The sequence below is a fragment of the Tissierella pigra genome (genome assembly GCF_009695605.1).
Classification (GTDB): Bacteria; Bacillota; Clostridia; order Tissierellales; family Tissierellaceae; genus Tissierella; species Tissierella pigra.
The window spans coordinates 37,958-55,100 of record NZ_VUNQ01000024.1; the positions used below are offsets into that span (position 1 = coordinate 37,958).

The 17,143-nt window shown below is 29.2% G+C and carries 18 protein-coding genes; 4 read left to right on the forward strand and 14 right to left on the reverse strand.

Going from position 1 to position 17,143, the window contains the following annotated elements:
- The first annotated feature begins 102 nt into the window (after window positions 1-102).
- Window positions 103-1,122 carry a lysylphosphatidylglycerol synthase transmembrane domain-containing protein gene (locus FYJ83_RS11605; RefSeq protein WP_154440742.1) on the forward strand — a complete coding sequence of 340 codons (1,020 nt, stop codon included), beginning with the start codon at window positions 103-105 and terminating at the stop codon, window positions 1,120-1,122.
- 146 nt (window positions 1,123-1,268) lie between these two features.
- On the opposite strand, the gene FYJ83_RS11610 is transcribed toward FYJ83_RS11605, so the two are convergent.
- From FYJ83_RS11610 to FYJ83_RS11635, 6 genes are all read right to left on the reverse strand, one after another.
- On the reverse strand, window positions 1,269-1,463 hold the full coding sequence (locus FYJ83_RS11610) for a hypothetical protein (RefSeq protein WP_154440743.1): 195 nt from the start codon (window positions 1,461-1,463) through the stop codon (window positions 1,269-1,271).
- Window positions 1,460-2,785: a tetratricopeptide repeat protein gene (locus FYJ83_RS11615; RefSeq protein WP_229768574.1), complete on the reverse strand. Its 1,326-nt coding sequence runs from the start codon at window positions 2,783-2,785 to the stop codon at window positions 1,460-1,462. The genes FYJ83_RS11610 and FYJ83_RS11615 overlap by 4 nt, the downstream gene beginning before the upstream one ends.
- A 369-nt stretch (window positions 2,786-3,154) precedes the next feature.
- The gene (locus FYJ83_RS11620; protein ID WP_154440745.1) at window positions 3,155-3,817 is read right to left on the reverse strand and encodes an ABC-2 transporter permease; all 663 of its coding nucleotides are present in this window, start codon (window positions 3,815-3,817) and stop codon (window positions 3,155-3,157) included.
- Window positions 3,818-3,828: 11 nt separating this feature from the next.
- Complete coding sequence (locus FYJ83_RS11625; RefSeq protein ID WP_154440746.1) at window positions 3,829-4,440, reverse strand: ABC-2 transporter permease; 612 nt, start codon at window positions 4,438-4,440, stop codon at window positions 3,829-3,831.
- Between the two features lie 4 nt (window positions 4,441-4,444).
- Window positions 4,445-5,290 carry an ABC transporter ATP-binding protein gene (locus tag FYJ83_RS11630; RefSeq protein WP_154440747.1) on the reverse strand — a complete coding sequence of 282 codons (846 nt, stop codon included), beginning with the start codon at window positions 5,288-5,290 and terminating at the stop codon, window positions 4,445-4,447.
- Window positions 5,291-5,292: 2 nt separating this feature from the next.
- Window positions 5,293-5,667: a GntR family transcriptional regulator gene (locus FYJ83_RS11635; RefSeq protein WP_154440748.1), complete on the reverse strand. Its 375-nt coding sequence runs from the start codon at window positions 5,665-5,667 to the stop codon at window positions 5,293-5,295.
- A 215-nt stretch (window positions 5,668-5,882) separates the two neighbouring features.
- Here FYJ83_RS11635 and FYJ83_RS11640 point away from each other — a divergent pair, with 215 nt between their 5' ends.
- Window positions 5,883-6,446 (forward strand): biotin transporter BioY, encoded by a 564-nt coding sequence (locus FYJ83_RS11640; RefSeq protein ID WP_154440749.1) that lies wholly within the window; start codon window positions 5,883-5,885, stop codon window positions 6,444-6,446.
- A gap of 14 nt (window positions 6,447-6,460) precedes the next feature.
- On the opposite strand, the gene brnQ is transcribed toward FYJ83_RS11640, so the two are convergent.
- From brnQ to FYJ83_RS11665, 5 genes are all read right to left on the reverse strand, one after another.
- Window positions 6,461-7,744 carry a branched-chain amino acid transport system II carrier protein gene (gene brnQ / locus FYJ83_RS11645; RefSeq protein ID WP_326828338.1) on the reverse strand — a complete coding sequence of 428 codons (1,284 nt, stop codon included), beginning with the start codon at window positions 7,742-7,744 and terminating at the stop codon, window positions 6,461-6,463.
- A gap of 91 nt (window positions 7,745-7,835) precedes the next feature.
- Complete coding sequence (locus FYJ83_RS11650) at window positions 7,836-8,816, reverse strand: biotin--[acetyl-CoA-carboxylase] ligase (protein WP_154440750.1); 981 nt, start codon at window positions 8,814-8,816, stop codon at window positions 7,836-7,838.
- A 110-nt stretch (window positions 8,817-8,926) separates the two neighbouring features.
- Window positions 8,927-9,646, reverse strand: coding sequence for a 4-hydroxy-tetrahydrodipicolinate reductase (dapB, locus tag FYJ83_RS11655; protein ID WP_154440751.1), 720 nt, complete (start codon window positions 9,644-9,646; stop codon window positions 8,927-8,929).
- A 9-nt stretch (window positions 9,647-9,655) separates the two neighbouring features.
- The gene (dapA, locus tag FYJ83_RS11660) at window positions 9,656-10,528 is read right to left on the reverse strand and encodes a 4-hydroxy-tetrahydrodipicolinate synthase (protein WP_154440752.1); all 873 of its coding nucleotides are present in this window, start codon (window positions 10,526-10,528) and stop codon (window positions 9,656-9,658) included.
- A gap of 2 nt (window positions 10,529-10,530) precedes the next feature.
- Window positions 10,531-11,535, reverse strand: coding sequence for an aspartate-semialdehyde dehydrogenase (locus tag FYJ83_RS11665; RefSeq protein ID WP_154440753.1), 1,005 nt, complete (start codon window positions 11,533-11,535; stop codon window positions 10,531-10,533).
- 171 nt (window positions 11,536-11,706) lie between these two features.
- Here FYJ83_RS11665 and FYJ83_RS11670 point away from each other — a divergent pair, with 171 nt between their 5' ends.
- Window positions 11,707-13,497, forward strand: a complete 1,791-nt coding sequence (locus tag FYJ83_RS11670) for a DUF2207 domain-containing protein (RefSeq protein WP_195837988.1) — start codon at window positions 11,707-11,709, stop codon at window positions 13,495-13,497.
- Between the two features lie 62 nt (window positions 13,498-13,559).
- Here the strand turns inward: FYJ83_RS11670 and fni are convergent, their stop codons facing one another.
- Both fni and FYJ83_RS11680 read right to left on the reverse strand, forming a co-directional pair.
- Window positions 13,560-14,582 (reverse strand): type 2 isopentenyl-diphosphate Delta-isomerase, encoded by a 1,023-nt coding sequence (fni, locus tag FYJ83_RS11675; RefSeq protein ID WP_154440755.1) that lies wholly within the window; start codon window positions 14,580-14,582, stop codon window positions 13,560-13,562.
- 14 nt (window positions 14,583-14,596) lie between these two features.
- Window positions 14,597-15,532, reverse strand: a complete 936-nt coding sequence (locus tag FYJ83_RS11680) for an LCP family protein (RefSeq protein ID WP_154440756.1) — start codon at window positions 15,530-15,532, stop codon at window positions 14,597-14,599.
- 342 nt (window positions 15,533-15,874) lie between these two features.
- On the opposite strand from FYJ83_RS11680, the gene FYJ83_RS11685 reads away from it, so the two are divergent.
- Window positions 15,875-16,804, forward strand: a complete 930-nt coding sequence (locus FYJ83_RS11685) for a TDT family transporter (protein ID WP_154440757.1) — start codon at window positions 15,875-15,877, stop codon at window positions 16,802-16,804.
- 110 nt (window positions 16,805-16,914) lie between these two features.
- Here FYJ83_RS11685 and FYJ83_RS11690 read toward each other — a convergent pair.
- Window positions 16,915-17,143: IS3 family transposase (locus FYJ83_RS11690; protein ID WP_154440758.1), on the reverse strand; the 229-nt coding region annotated here is incomplete at its 5' end.

Genomic DNA, 17,143 nt, shown 5'->3' on the forward strand with positions numbered 1-17,143 from the left:
CGACTTTTGTCGCCTATTTTCTTCTTTTATTATTACCTTTTATAATATATACTCTATATAGTGGCTATAAAATCTACTGTAATAAAGGAAGGTGAAAATACAATGAAAAAAACATTGAATTTTATAATATTATTTAGTCTTATTGGACTTACTATATGGATTTTCGTCAGTAATAACGATTTCGATAATTTTTCTGAACTAATCAAAAGTACTAATACTTTATTTTTATTGATTGCTTTTTTATGTATGGTTTTATATTGGTTCTTTGAAGCTTATATACTTCACAAAATGAAAAAAACTCTAAATATTAATACAAGTTATGGATCATCTCTTAAACTATGTATGATTGGACAATATTATAGTGCTATTACTCCATTTTCCACTGGTGGTCAGCCTGTTCAAATATACTCAATGGTAAATGACGGTGTTCCTATAGGTACTGCATCTTCTCTATTTGTTAATAGATTTTTAATATATCAATTTGTTATGACTTTTTACGCATTATTTATGTTTATAATAAAATTTAATCTACTCTATAGTGAAGCCCAATTGGCATTACCCTTTATAGTAATAGGCTGTTTTATAAATATGGTAATTTTAGTAGGTATTTTTTTATTTTTACTAAATGAAAAATTTGTTAAAGCTTTTTTAGGAAAATCCATTAGAATACTTCATAAACTTAAAATAGTAAAGAACATAGAAAAATCTGAAGAAAAATTAAACAATACTTTATTAGATTATAAAATAAGCGTTGAGGAAATGAAGAAAGATAAGAAAACTACTGTATATCTAATCTTCATTTCCATAATACAATTGACCATAAGTTTTTCTATTACCTATTTTATATATTTGGCCCTAGGATTTGAAATGGGACATTTCCTAGATATTATAGCAATCCAATCCCTTCATTATATGGCAGTATCCTTTATGCCTACACCGGGAACTGCTGGAGCATCTGAAGGTGGATTTTATATGTTATTTAAAGTAATATTCCCTAAGAAGATTTTATCCTTTGCATTGCTCCTTTGGAGATTTATTGATTATTATCTAAGAGTATTGATCACAGGATTAGTTACACTAGTTGATTTTATATGTAGAAAGAAAAAAGTAAGAACAAATTAAGATAACAAAAACCTCAAGAACTTGTAAATTCTTGAGGTTTATTTTAATTATGATTTAGGTTCTATTAAACTATTGATAATACTTAAATACTTTATCCTTTTTAAACATAAGATTTAAATGAAAATATCATTCTTTAATATACATTACTAGTCTGGTCTAGTTGTACCTGCGTCGCCTGCACAATAGCTGACTATAGGCGCTTGGTTTTCTTCATTTTCTATTGGCAAGGGGATACTGTCTGGTCTAGTTGAACCTGCATCACCTGCTGCAAATACCATCATGGACATATTCAACAGTAAAACCATCAACGTAACTGCACATATTAATTTTCTTCTCTTCATTTACTTTCTCCTCCTTGATATTTTATTATATTATCAATTAGCTTTTCAAACCTATCATACTCTTTATTATCTACATATGTCTTCAAACATTTAAAAATTAATGATGAATCATTATTAGATTTCATTCCAAATACAATATCATCATTATACTGTTCTATTATTTGACAAATATTATTATCTTGCATTTTTTTACTTAATTCTATTAAAGATAGAATATTCTTATAAACATAATCTTGTTGAACATTTCTCTTTGCATACTCTAATGATTCTTTATAATATTCTTCTGCTTCTTCTAGTTTTCCTAAGCTCTCATAACATATGGCAAGTTGCCTACAAGTTACTGAATAGTTATCTGAGTCTTTATCTAATTCAACTTTATCCTTTAAAATTGCATCTAAGTATTTATAAGCACGATTTACATCTTTTAATCTAAGATATGCTTCAGCTATATTTCCATATATCAAATATTTAATATCACTATATCCAGTAAAGGTCAAAACTTGAAGTGCATTATTATAACTACTTAAAGCTGATTCATAGTTTCCCATTTCAAAATAACATACACCTTGGAGATTATATGCCATCCTCCATAAATCATAGTCTTTTCTCTCAGTATATCTAAGTAAATCTGAAATTATTTCTAAAGAAGGTGAATACATCTTTAATCTATAGTAGGCTAAAGCATAATTATAATATAAATGAATTAGATATTTTTCAGGAATATTATCAACATTTAACAAAGCTTTTTGATATAATGTAATGGCATCTTGATATTTTCCTCTATCAATATAGTTATTGGCAAGTTTTATCATTATCCTATAGTTTAGCTTTCGCTTAGGGTATCTAGTAGTTAACTCCCAAGCTTTACACATATATTCATATTCCTTTTCATAATTTCTAGAATTAAAATATATACCTCCTATAATCTCATATGCCTTGATTTTTTTATCCATAAGATCGTATTCATTTAAAAGAAACTCTATATCATCTAAATCATCTGAATCAATAATATAATCCTTTTGTTTTTTATGCTTGTCCAACTCTGCAATATATTCCTCTACTTTTTCCTTTGCCTCATATCTTCTAGAATTTAATAAATCTTCTGGGTCTATAATTAAATCTATATTCTTTTCCTCTAATATTTTATTTATTTCTTTGCATATTAATTGTGCATCATCTATTTTTAGAGGAACTTCCTCAGTTCCTATAGATCTTAGCAAGTTATCAGTCTTATCTTTTAAAACCATTTCTGATTCCCCTATATCTAATTTCTCTATGATTCTTTCCAAGGTATTTCTATGATTATTGGACCCTATCTTCATTGTGTCCAAGCATATCACTCCTATCTAATATTTAATTATATATTTCAGAATTATCCCAGTTATATTGGTGGTAAAATATTTATTAAATCCACAATATGATTATTATATATTACCTTATTAAACCATATTATGAATTACATAGTCAATATATTTATTTTTACAATATTCGATATTTTTTGTCATATTTTATCGAAAATAATTTTTCATGTTTTTTCTTTCATTGGATATATGTTTATTTTTCAGTATATCTTCATTATACAGATAAATCAATATCCGTAGTACTTTTTTGTCTATTTTTGTTTGTTTTTTCATATCAATATAAAAATATATTAAAAACCTACAGTGATTATTGTAGGCTTTTAATATATTTTAAAATTCTTTTCCTTTATATATATTTTTTGAAATTTGTAAGGATATTAAATACATTATTGCTCCAATACTTACAAACATAAGAATCACTATTTTCCAATCCATATTTATTATACCTTGAAATATCTCTGTATTTTCAATCTTTTTACTAAATTTACTTATTACATTTGGTAATATAATAAGTATAATATAAAAAATTTGATTAAATGCTTGGGCTTTTCCTACATTGTAATAGTGAAATGGTAAGTATATAGAGAAAAATACTAAGGATAATCCAATTATAAATGATACATCCCATATGGTTGCAGGATTTCCTGATATTGTGGTGCTAAATATAATTCTAGATATATTAGAAGATAAAAAGACGACGCCAGTTATAAATAAAATATATAGTCCCATAGATATATATTTTGATTTTACAATATCATATCTATCCACTGGAAATGAATTTAACATCATATCTGTTTTTCCTTTTACATCATATTGAGTGGAAAACATTGAAACTATATATACCATTATAAACATGGCAAATCCATATACAAGCTTAGATTTATATATATGGTCTATGCTCACCCCAATATATCCAAATAATATTCCCCCGCAAAGTATAACTAGATTTATAATTTTTAATAATCGCATATCCTTTATTACCAGTTGTTTCATTGCTATCCCTCCTACACAAAGTCCCTTGTTTCATATAGCCATAAAGATATTCCCATGGATAAAAAATATACTATAACCGCTATAATTGGTAATCCTAATCCATTTAATAAATTACCATATTGACTGAATGGTATAATAACAAAATTCATAATACCTATATATATAAACATATTTATAATATTGGCTATTTTAGGTGGCAATCTAAAAAGTGAAGGTAATGATATGGATAATGACAGTAATATTATAGGTAAGGTAGATTCCACAAGAGAAAGATTGAAAGTATCCACATCTATAAATCCTAAGAGTTTAATTATCCACAAATAACTCCCAGTAATAACAAATCCTATTGTATAATTTATAAATATAGATAAATATTTGCTAATAACTATATCTCTTTTTCTAATTGGTAAGGATTGCAATAATATATGGGTTTTTACTTGTGCATCATAACCAAAAGATATAGTTGTCAGCATATATACAAATGTATATATCATTAGACTACCTATGAATTTATTATCCGTACCTATTGTAAATAGAATGAATGGTACATATAATATTATAAATATCAAAGTTGATTTACTAGAAAAGGCTAACAAGAAGTCTTTTTTGATTAAATTTAACATCTTTCTACCTCCTTACACTATAAATCATAATATCTTCAAGTGTTGGTCTTTCAATCAATATCTCACTGCCAAATATCTTTTTCAATCTTTGTGGGTTTTCTGCTAATCCTTCAAATCCAACATTAGTCTCTCGAATTCCTATAAATTCTTTTCTTGTATCTCCATCTAATAAATCTTTCCCACCTTTTACTACTCCATAGGATTCTAAAACTTCATCTTTAGATTTAGAAAAAACTATTTCTCCATTATTTATAAAGGTAATATAATCTGCTACTTTTTCTAAATCTGTAGTTATATGAGTTGAAAAGAATATAGATTTATTTTCATCTTGGATAACACTATATAGTATATCTAGTATTTCTCTTCTAAAAATCGGATCAAGACCAGATGTTGGCTCATCCATAATTATCAAATCTGCATTGTGAGATAATGCTGTTGCTAAAGAAAATTTCATCTTCATACCTTTAGATAATTTCTTTATTTTTTGTGTATAATCTAGATTAAAATCTTTTATATATTTACTAAACATTTTTTCGTCCCAATTTTTATAAAAGGGTGCTATTATATTCTTCATTTGATTAATAGTCAAATCTTCATAAAAATAGGATTCATCATATACAAAGCCTATTCTATTTTTTACTTCTCTTTCAAAGTCTATATGGTCTTTTCCAAATATCTTTATTTCTCCAGAATCCTTTTTTAGTAAGTTCATTATAAGCTTTATAGTAGTGCTTTTACCTGCTCCATTTGGTCCAATAAACCCCATTATATATCCAGATTCTAGGTTGAAGGATATATCATTAAGCTTAAATTTCTCAAAATTTTTGGATACATTCTTTATCTCTAACATATTTACTCCTCCTCAAATAAAATCTTCAGCATTTCTTTTACTTCTTTGTATTCAAGTCCTAGTAGTCTGGATTCTGCTACTACTTCTGTTAATTTTTCTTCTATAACCTTTAGTTTTTTCTCTTTCATTAATTCCTTGTTCTGCATAGCCACAAAGGAGCCTTTTCCCTGCATAGTTTCTATAAATCCTTCTTTTTCTAATTCTTCATATGCCCTCTTAGTTGTAATAACAGATATTTGAAGGTCCTTTGCCAGTCCACGAATGGAAGGTAGTGCGTCCCCTTCTTCTAATTCTCCTTTTATTATCATTCCCTTGATTTGACTGGCTATCTGCTCATATATAGGCTCACTAGATGAATTAGATACTATTATTCTCATAATGTCCCTCCTTAGAACAAACTGTTATGTTTGTATATACTGTATATTTCCTATATGTACAGTATATACTTATATTTTTTATCTGTCAATATTTTAAAGTATTAAATTTCAACTTGTAAACTTAAAATTATATTTCAGTTGACAATATTTACAAATTAATATATTATCTTATTGTAAACATATAATCATATTTTAGTTGACAATGGAGGGGTAAAATGAAAATATCCGTAAGAGAAATGTCTTTAGTTGCTATGTTTGCAGGACTTACTGCTGTGGGAGCTATGGTTAGTATCCCTTTTGGTGAAGTACCTATTACAATGCAAACCTTATTTGTGATTTTATCTGGGCTTATATTAGGTCCCAAACTAGGTCCTTTATCACAAATAGTATATGTACTTTTGGGACTAGCAGGTGCACCTATATTTGCAGGATTTACTGGTGGGCTTCAATCTATAATGGCACCTAGTTTTGGATTTATTATTTCTTTTATATTTGTGTCCTATATTGCAGGATTGATTTCTCATTGTGGAAAATCTTCTTCAAAAATCAATATTTGGATTGGATCTTTTGTAGGAACTATAGTGGCATATTTAATTGGGTTACCTTATATGTACTATATATTAAATATAGTAATGGGAAAGGGTTTATCCTTTGGTACAATTCTTAATATGGGTTGTATTCTTTTTCTTCCTGGAGACCTTTTTAAGTTTATTATAGCTTCAGTAGCTACTGCAAAAATTTTACCAATACTTAAAAAATCAGGGTTATCTTTGAATTAAGATAACCCTGATTTTTAATTTACTTGAATATCTGGTTTGTTTGGTAAAAAGGTTCCTATAACAGCTCCTATTATTGCAGGAAGTAACCATGCTAAGCCCCATGAAGCTAAAGGTAAACGTTCTACTATATTTGTAATCTTCCATATTTCAAATCTATTTAATAATTCTAAAGTACTGACTATTAGTGTTGCATATACTGCGTGTTTGTAAATATTTTTATTAGGTTCTTTTCCTAGAATCATAGTAAGTAATATCATTACAATTACAACTGGATACATAAACACAAGTATTGGTTCTGCAAATACTATTATTGATTCTACTCCCCTTATGGACATAAAAGCACTAAATATAGTTGTTCCTATTACTAAGGTTTCATATTTTAATTTACCATTACTTATTTTATTAAAATATTGTCCAACTGTAGCAGTAAGTCCTATTGTAGTAGTTAAACATGCTAAGGATACAACTATTCCTAAACCTATTTTTCCAAAGCTCTCTAAGGAGTTATTTGCTATGTTTACTATTAGATCTACCTTTTCTATATCCTTTGAAAATAATGAACCTCCTGTTGCTCCTAAATATCCTAGTCCACCATAAACTAAAGTAAGAGCTGATACTGCTATTAAACCAGCCTTTTTAGTCATCTTCATTTGTTCCTTTTCATCATTATAGCCACTTTGAATAAGTGATGTAGTTATAATTCCACCAAATAATATGGAAGCTAAGGCATCCATGGTTTGATACCCACTAATAAACCCTTCAGAAAAAGGTCTTGCAAAGTCTTCTGGCACAGGCATACCCATAGGATCAAATATTCCCTTAACTATGATTAAAATCAATAGAATCAGTAATGCAGGTGTTAATACTTTTCCTATTTTATCTATTACGTCATTTGGCTTTATAACCAATAATAAAGTTATACCAAAATATATTATGGAAAATATAACAGGATTGCCATTGGGCATCAATGGTAAAACCCCTATTTCAAAAGCAGTTGCTCCTGTTCTTGGAATTGCTAATAATGGACCTATGGCTAAAACCACTGTTATGCCTAAAAATTTACTAAACAACGGAGAAACTCTTCTACCTAGTTTGTCCACATCTCCTCCAGCTTTAGCTGAAGCAATTATTCCTAAAAGTGGTAACCCAATTCCTGTAATAAAAAATCCAAACATAGACCAATTCCATTTTTGTCCCGCTAAAAGTCCTAAAAATGGTGGAAATATTAAATTTCCTGCTCCAAAAAACATGGAGAATAATGCCGCTCCTAAAATAAGTGCATCATTTTTCTTTTTCACAACAACACCTCGCTACAATTTTGTAATTATTCAAATTGTAACACAAGTTTGAAAACAATACAACCTTTTTTGATTCTATCAAAAAAGGTTGTTAAATATATCCATTTAAACCTCTAACAGAAACTTCTCCTGAATAGATATTATCAACTGTCCCATCTTGAAATTCTACTACTAATTCTCCCTCTTCATTGATGTCTAAGACCTTACCTAGTGTTTCTTCTTCCCCTTTAATTATTCTCACTTCTTTACCAATTAGTGCAGAGCTTTCTCTACATACTTTTATTGCCTTAGAAATAGTCTTTTTATCTCTAAAATCAATATATAGTTTTTCAAATTCATTTATAATATTTCCTAATAATTCTTTTCTATTTATTTCTATATCTTTACTTATTTTAATTGACATTGCTTTATCCTTCAAATCCACAGGTATATCTTCTTGGTTAAAGTTAACATTTATCCCGATACCCATTACTACATAATTAATCATATTTAACTCGCAGTTCATTTCAGTAAGTATTCCACAAATCTTTTTGCCATCTATTAGTATATCGTTGGGCCATTTTATTTGAGATTCTATATTCATATTTTTCAATGCCTTATGTACAGCTGCTGCCCCTAACAAAGTTATTTTTGATACCTTAATTGGGTCCACCTTAGGTTTTAGGATTATACTCATCCATATACCTTTTCCTTTTGGAGATACCCAATGTCTGCCCAATCTTCCTTTTCCTTCTGTTTGCTCTTCTGAAATTACAACTGTTCCCTCATTTTCGTCAAATGCTATTTCCTTAGCCTTTTTATTAGTAGAATCTATGGTATCAAAGTATTTTATATTTCTGCCTATAAAGCTTGTATCTAAATAGGGTTCAACTTCTTCCAATGTCAAAATATCTGGCAAGGATATTATTTTATATCCTTTACTAGGTACAGATTCTATATTATATCCATCTTCTTTTAAAGCATTGATATATTTCCATATGGCTGCACGGGTCATATGAAACTCCTTAGATATTTCTTCACCTGAAATAAAATCCTTACCATTCTTTAGCATATTTAAAATTTTTTGTTTCAATATATCACCACCTAAAATATAGTGAATAATTAATAGATAATAGTGAATAGTTAAAAGACCATAAATTTTCACTTAAAACTATTCACTATTCATCACTCACTTTTCATTATTTATAAATTTAGTACATCTCTCATAGTATATAATCCCGGTTCTTTACCTATAAGAAACTTTGCTGCCTCCAATGCTCCACTGGCAAATACCTTTCTATCATAAGCCTCATGGCTAATTTTTATGGCTTCTAATTCTCCAATGAAACTAGCCTCATGAAATCCTACTATATTTCCTGCCCTTAGAGAATGGATTCCTATTTCCCCTTTTTCTCTGGGACATTCTCCAACTCTTCCATGTTGATGATTTCTCTGTTCTCCCAATCCTCTTTCTATGGATTCTACTATTGTAACTGCACTGCCTGAAGGGGCATCCTTCTTTCTATTATGATGAGCCTCTATTACTTCAACATCAGTTTTTTGACCTAATATCCTAGCCGTCTGTTCTACTAGACTAAATAATAAATTCATACCCATAGACATATTAGTAGCATAAAGAATAGGAATCATTGTGGAAGTTACTTGTATCTTTTTTAATTGTTCTTCATTATATCCTGTAGTACCTATTACAACAGGGATATTTCTATCTAAACCAATACTCAGTACCTTATCTAAAGTGGACTCATGGGTAAAGTCTAATAATATATCAAAGTTAATATTATCCCCTATTACTGGAACTTTTCTGCATATGCCATATATATTATTCCAATAGGAGTCCTCCATTGCCAACTCCTTAATAGTACTTCCCATTTTCCCCTCTATTCCATTGATTAATAAATCCATATTTTCCTCCTAAACTAGATTTAGTCTTTTCATCTCTTGGATTAATTTTATTTTATTGCCCTCCTCCATAGATGTAAGAGGTAATCTCAATTGATCCTCAATATATCTCATTTCTGATAGAGCTGCCTTAACTGGTATTGGGTTTACTTCTGAGAATAATAAATCTATCAATTTCTTATATTCTAATTGAATTTTTAAAGCTTCAGCAACATTTCCTTCCATAAAAGCTTCACACATTTCCTGCATTTCTTTAGGAATTATATTTGATGCTACAGAAATCACTCCATGACCACCACAAGCATATACAGGTATTACTTGGTCATCATTACCTGAATAGATCATGAAATCTTCTGATACCAATCTTTTTATTTCTAGTACTTGTGATATATTTCCACTGGCTTCCTTAACTCCTATTACATTTTCTACCTTGGACATAGTTACAATTACATCTGGTGGTATATTTACTGCTGTTCTTCCAGGAACATTATATAATATAACTGGTAATTTTGTATTCTTTGCAACTTCTGTAAAATGTGCTATCATACCTTTATTTGTACATTTATTATAATATGGAGTTACAAGTAATATTCCATCTGCTCCCAGTTCCTCTGCTTGTTTAGTATACTTTACTGAAGTTTCAGTAGAATTTGAGCCAGTACCTACTATAATTGGAATTCTCTTTGCATTTTTTTCTACAGCTGTTTTTATAATTTCTTCTCTTTCTTCATAACTAATAGTTGAAGCTTCTCCAGTTGTACCTAGCACTATCAATGCTTGAGTTTTATTTTGAATTTGAAACTCAATCAATCTTTCATAAGCTTCTTTATGAAATTTTCCATCTTTAAATGGAGTAACTATTGCAACACCTGCTCCTTTAAACATAATTATCCCTCCAATTTTATAGTTTCTATAGCTTCTATAATTTGAACAGCATTGGTAGCTGCCCCTTTTCTAAGATTATCTGCTACTACCCAAAGAGATAGCCCCTTAGGGTCATAAATATCTTTTCTTAATCTTCCTACATAAGTATAATCTGTATTCTCTGCTTGAAGTGGTGTAGGATATTTATTTTCACTAGGTTCATCTTCTAATACTATTCCTTCTGCCTTCTCCAATAAACTTCTTATTTCCTTTATATTTACTTCTTCTTTAAGTTCTAGATATACGGACTCACTATGACCATAGAAAACTGGAATTCTAACAGCTGTAGGATTTATTTCTATGGACTCATCATCTAATATCTTATGTGTTTCATATACCATCTTTAACTCTTCCTTTGTAAATCCATTTTCATTAAAGACGTCAATATGGGGTATACAATTTCCTGCAATTTTTCTTGTATATACTTTATTTGGATAATCTTTATCTTTAATTTGATTTTCAAGTTCTTCAATAGCCTTGTAACCACTTCCTGATACTGCTTGATAGGTAGATACTACAATTCTTTTTATTCCATATTTCTTATATATTGGAGCTATGGCTACTATCATCTGTGTGGTGGAGCAATTTGGATTTGCTATTATTCCTCTATATCCTCTTAGTACATGAGAATTCACTTCTGGTATTACTAAAGGTATATTTTCCATCATTCTAAAATGTGAGGAATTATCTATTACTATATTACCTGCATCTGCTGCAATAGGTGCAAACTTTTCTGATATACTTCCACCTGCTGCAAATAACAAATAATCATACTTTTCTTTCATAACCTCTTCAGTTAATAGTTCTACTGTCATATCTTTATCTCTAAGTTTCACTATTTTTCCAGCTGAATTTTTAGATGCGAATAATCTAAAATTATCTACATCTATATTTCTTTCCAATATTACTTCTATCATTTTTTGTCCAACAGCACCAGTAGCACCTACTATTCCAATCTTTAAACCCATTTTGTCACTCCTCCCTTAGTTCTTTTGTAGATATATTATATATCTTTTAGGATTTCTAGGCAATCTTATTAAAGCCTATTATTATTATATGAAAAACTTTCTAAATATTAGCTTGTATTTATGATTATAATATATAATATAATAAATATATGAAATTTGGAGGTGGTAATTTTGCTAAATAAAAAAATCTCTCTTTTGATTCTTATTATACTAATACTTTCTATATCTAGTGTAAGTTTTGCCGATGATACTTTAGGTATTAGAAGTTGGACAGTATTTTCTACTTTAAATGAAAATGGTGACTTAATTGTTTCAGAAGATATTACATTTGATTTTAGGGATAAATTCAATGGAGTGTATAGAAACATAGTCTTAACAAATACTGATGGAATTGAAAATTTAAAACTATCTCAATTAGAAGATAATGATGAAATTTTTTATACATTAGTAGACTCTGCTAAAAAAGGTGATAAAAACGTATTTACTGCTGCAAAGAAGAAGGATACTCTGGAGTTAATGATATTTTCTCCATCTAATAATGAAGAAAAAACCTTTAGAATTAATTACACAGTTAAAAATGTGGCAATTAGACATAAAGACATTGGAGAGTTATATTATAAATTCATAGGTAAGGAAAATGCTACTCCAATTGAGTATTTCTCTGCTAAAATCACTTTACCCAAGATAGATAGAGAAAAGACTAAAATATTTGCACATGGTCCTCTCCATGGAACAATTGATTTTTTAGAAGATAATTTAATAGAATTAGAAGTATTTAATGTCCCTGCTGAAACCTTTGTAGAAGGAAGAATACTGTTTCCTCCTGACTTCATAGGTGCTAGTGAAAACATCGGAAATAGTAGCTTTGAAAATATAATGGATGAAGAACTAGCTCTTATTAGGTCAATTGAAAAGAAAGCTGAATCAAGAGCTAAAAATAAAACTCTTTTTGGCAATATATCCCTTATATTTACAGCATTAGAAGTTGCTATTATAGGGTTTGTATTTAATAAGTTTAGAAGAAATATAGATAGTAATTCTTCTTACTTTTCACTCAATGACATTACCCCTGCTGAATTGCGATTATTTTTCCAGAACATTATAGACTCTAGATCCTTAATGACAACAATCTTTGATTTAGCAAGAAAAGGATTTTTAACCGTTGAAGAAATAGAAACGTCTCAAAAGAGTTCCAAAAAAAAGAAAAAAGATTTTTTATTTAGAAAAACTAAAAACTCTGATTTTGATTTAACTTCTCATGAAAAATATATCTTCAATTGGCTGTTTAATCATATTGGAAATGGACAAAAAGTATCCACAAAAGATATAGAAGATTATAGAAAGTCTAGTTATACTAAATTTAATAAAGAGCTTTTAGCTTGGCAAAATGAAGTAAGAGCTGATGTAAAGTCACAGGGCTATTATGATGATAGAGGGCATAAATGGGGATGGTTCGTACTTTTTCTTGGTGTAGTTTCTCTTATTTTAGGATTGCTTTCTCTGACTTTTGATTCTCTTTACGGTATTATTCCTCTTTTACTATCAGTACCTATATTTTTCTATTCTATAGTTCTTCTTTTTAGAAAATCTGATAAGGGATATATTCAATATTTAATATGGAAAGATATAAAAAGAGATTTATCTAAAAATAGAGATATACTTAAAGACTATGATACCAATATATCAACTGATAGGATATTGATATATGCCTTAGCTTTAGGATTACCTATGAAAACCATAGATAATTTCAGAGATAACTTCCAAGAATCTTACAATCCCAGTCATTGGGCATATTTATATTTCTTAACTAATAAATATGGAGGTTCCATGTTTGAAGATAGATTTAATTCTTCCTTTTATCCTGGTTCTTCAACTACTAATTCAAGTTCTATTGGCAGTGGAGGCGGCTTCTCTGGTGGTGGAGGTGGAGGTGCTGGTGGTGGAGGTGCAGGAGGATTTTAACTAGTAACAGTTCACCAATAATAAAAAAGGAATTTGGATTAATCCAAATTCCTTTTTTATTATTATTTACCGTTTAGTAAATCTTTTAAATTTCCAAGTATCTTATATTCTGTAGTTTTTAACTCCTGAATATTTTTCTTGCCTAATAAAAGCATTATTATTTTCATTTTATGTGTAGTTGCTTCCATATAATCCTTAGCATTTTCATATCCTCCATGTAGAAGATAAGATAAAATTTCACCAGATATTCCCACCATTTGCCCACCAAGAATCAGAGATTTTACAATATCCATACTATTTCTTATGCCACCGCTAGAAATTATATTTAAGTCCTCTGGCAATTCTCTACATTTAATTAAAGATAGTGCTGTGGGTATGCCCCATGAGTAAAGTTCTGAAAAATCTATACTATTATATCTAATATTTTCAATTTCAATAAAATTAGTTCCACCAAAACCTGATATATCAACATTTCTAACACCTATATTATATAATTTAGATGCAGCTTCCTTTGATATGCCAAATCCAACTTCTTTTACTATAACAGGTTTGTCTATGGTTTTCACTATTGTTTCAATATTTTCCAATATACCCTTAAAATCCCTATCTCCTTCTAACATGACTATTTCTTGGGCTGGATTTAGGTGTAATTGTATTGCATCTGCCTTTACCATCTCTAAGGCCTTGTTTACTTCATCTATAGATGATTGAGCATTAAGATTTGCTATAACAATCCCCTCATCACCTATTATTTCTCTAACTATAGTGAAAGATTCTCGGCATTCCTCATCATCACATAATGCTATGGTCTGTGATCCTACTGCCATGGGAATATTATACTCTTTAGCAATAAGTGCTAAATCCTGATTAATTTCCTGAGAAAATTCTGCCCCACCTGTCATTGCATTTATAATAATAGGGTAGTCTACTATTCTTCCTAAAAAACTTGTTGTTGTATCTATATGATTGAAATCTAGATTTGGTAATGAATTATGCTCTATAAATACATCTTCAAACAATGTATTTCCCTTATAGGTTGTCCTCAAATAGTTCTCAACATGCTCTTTTTTCCTTATTTTTCTCATGTTTCCACCTCTATCTATTGATCTAATAAATAGTCTCCAAACATCTCTTTAACAATTTCTTCTGTTTGTTCCCTATCATATATCCAATAATCTATTTTGGAAATCTTTTTATCATATCCTGGAATTGTATTTGTCTTCATATTTTCCATATCTATTTTTCTTGCTGCATTTGCTCCTTTTAGTATAACATTTAAAGGGATATTTGTATCTACATATTCAAAATAAGTGTTAACCAATTTTGGTAACTTTAAAATATTTTTAGGCTTTAAGGTTTGCTTTATCATTTCTTTCATAAACATTTGCTGTGCCTTAATCCTTCCAATATCTCCTTCTGCATATCCTGATCTATATCTTAGGAAATCATGGGATTTCTTTCCGTCTAGCACCTGCAAGCCCTTTTTTAAATTTATATTTAAAGGCGGATCACAAGTTGGGTCGGAGTATTTCATATTTTTTGGTACATCTATCTCTACTCCGCCTATGGCGTCTACAATTCCCATTACCGCTTTATAGTCAACCTTTACATAATAATCAATATCTAAATTAAGGAAATCTCTTACTGTCTGCATAGTAAGTTCTGGTCCGCCAAAAGCATGAGCATGGTTAATTTTATCTTCTGTATTCCTTACTTTTACTCTAGTGTCTCTAGGTATGGATAGTAAGTTTATTCCACCTGTTTCTAAATTAACCTTAAAAAGCATCATGGTGTCAGTACGGGTCCCCTTGGACTTTTTAACATCCTTTGCATCTACACCCATTAATAAAAATAGTATCTCTTCTTCATTCTTGGGTTCGATTACATCTTCATCAGTATTATTCTCTGTGTTGTCTTCTTCCCCTGTTGCCACAGTTGTATTATTTTTAGAGAATATCTTTTCACCAAAGAAACCAAATACCAATGCAAAGCATGCAAAAGATATTATAAATGATAATATAAATTTTTTCTTCATCATCACACCTCAAGTATTTTAAGTTATACATTAAATAATACTACATATAAAGAATAATTACAATTATAAATATACTAGAAAACGTTACAATTTGGATACAACAATGATTTGGTAAATAAAAGATATGTTATTCAGCCTATTTTATTGACGATAATTTAATAATCAATGTAATAATTGGCAACTTAATAACAGTCCTAGAAATCAATATATCTAAGTCTTTAATATAAATTTACTTATAGTATATTTTTTTCTATAGATATTTTCTATTGGATTTGAATATAGTTTTATGATAGTCTACTGAAGGAAGATATTGTTTAAATTCAGAGAAAAGGAGATGTCTAAATGAAGGAAATCATTAAAAAACTACCCGTACCTATTGTGGGACTAATGTTAGCTTTAGCAGCAACAGGAAACTTAGTATTATCTTATGGTGAAATTTATAGAAATATTTTTGGCGCTTTATCCGCAATCATTTTGCTTCTTATATTGGCTAAGATTATTATGTTTCCAAAAGGAGTATCTGAAGCCCTAGAAAACCCAGTGGTTGCAAGTGTTTTTCCTACTCTTTCTATGGGAATTATGCTTTTATCCACATATATTAAACCTATTGTACCAACTATAGGATTTGCTGTGTGGATTGTAGGTTTAGTTCTTCACGCAGTTCTAATAATTATTTTCTCAAAAAATTATTTAGTAAACTTTAATATCAAAAAAGTTTTTCCTTCTTGGTTTATTGTTTATGTAGGTATAGTAGTAGGTTCTGTTACTGCCCCAGCCTTTGGCATGGAAAGTATAGGAAAAATCTTATTTTGGTTTGGACTTATATCCTACTTTCTACTACTACCAGCAGTACTTAAAAGAGTTGTTAAAGTTAAAGAGATACCAGAACCAGCGTTACCAACTATGGCAATATTTACAGCACCCGTTGCTCTTTGTTTAGCTGGATATATGAATTCATTTCAAGATAAAAACATTTTTATAGTTTGGTTCTTACTGGCTTTATCTCAATTATCATATTTATTTGTATTGCTACAACTTCCTAAACTACTTAGTTTAAAGTTTTATCCATCTTACTCAGCATTTACATTCCCATTGGTTATCAGTGGAATTTCAATTAAACTTACTAATGGATTTTTAACTAATTTAGGAAAACCAATATCTATATTAAAGTATATTGTAAAATTTGAGGAATTCTTAGGTGTGGCTATTGTTCTTTATGTACTAGTTAGATATATAAGCTTTTTATTTGCAAAACCTGAAACTGCAAAGTAAGAAAACCTTCTATGAACATAAAAAATGAACATGCCCCTGTCAAGTAGACAGTGGAAATAATAAAAAACTTTGTGCGCCAATCATTAAATTATGATTGGCGTAATTTTATTCTATGCGACTAAATCTAAAAGATAACATCTGTATTCTAGTGGACTCATGCACTTTAATCGCTTCTGATATCTATGATTATTGTAATAATTTATATATTCTATAACAGCAGACTCTAACTCGGTATATGTGTTAAACTTTTTAAGATAGTACATTTCTGACTTTAACATTCCCCAAAATGCTTCCATAGGTCCATTATCAATGCATCTTGATACTCTGGACATGCTTTGT

Bases quoted from the DNA above. Each gene is read 5' to 3' on its own strand.
- FYJ83_RS11605 (WP_154440742.1), top strand. From the start codon at position 103: ATGAAAAAAACATTGAATTTTATAATATTATTTAGTCTTATTGGACTT.
- FYJ83_RS11610 (WP_154440743.1), bottom strand. From the start codon at position 1,463: ATGAAGAGAAGAAAATTAATATGTGCAGTTACGTTGATGGTTTTACTG.
- FYJ83_RS11615 (WP_229768574.1), bottom strand. From the start codon at position 2,785: ATGAAGATAGGGTCCAATAATCATAGAAATACCTTGGAAAGAATCATA.
- FYJ83_RS11620 (WP_154440745.1), bottom strand. From the start codon at position 3,817: ATGAAACAACTGGTAATAAAGGATATGCGATTATTAAAAATTATAAAT.
- FYJ83_RS11625 (WP_154440746.1), bottom strand. From the start codon at position 4,440: ATGTTAAATTTAATCAAAAAAGACTTCTTGTTAGCCTTTTCTAGTAAA.
- FYJ83_RS11630 (WP_154440747.1), bottom strand. From the start codon at position 5,290: ATGTTAGAGATAAAGAATGTATCCAAAAATTTTGAGAAATTTAAGCTT.
- FYJ83_RS11635 (WP_154440748.1), bottom strand. From the start codon at position 5,667: ATGAGAATAATAGTATCTAATTCATCTAGTGAGCCTATATATGAGCAG.
- FYJ83_RS11640 (WP_154440749.1), top strand. From the start codon at position 5,883: ATGAAAATATCCGTAAGAGAAATGTCTTTAGTTGCTATGTTTGCAGGA.
- dapB (WP_154440751.1), bottom strand. From the start codon at position 9,646: ATGGATTTATTAATCAATGGAATAGAGGGGAAAATGGGAAGTACTATT.
- dapA (WP_154440752.1), bottom strand. From the start codon at position 10,528: ATGTTTAAAGGAGCAGGTGTTGCAATAGTTACTCCATTTAAAGATGGA.
- FYJ83_RS11665 (WP_154440753.1), bottom strand. From the start codon at position 11,535: ATGGGTTTAAAGATTGGAATAGTAGGTGCTACTGGTGCTGTTGGACAA.
- fni (WP_154440755.1), bottom strand. From the start codon at position 14,582: ATGAGAAAAATAAGGAAAAAAGAGCATGTTGAGAACTATTTGAGGACA.
- FYJ83_RS11680 (WP_154440756.1), bottom strand. From the start codon at position 15,532: ATGAAGAAAAAATTTATATTATCATTTATAATATCTTTTGCATGCTTT.
- FYJ83_RS11685 (WP_154440757.1), top strand. From the start codon at position 15,875: ATGAAGGAAATCATTAAAAAACTACCCGTACCTATTGTGGGACTAATG.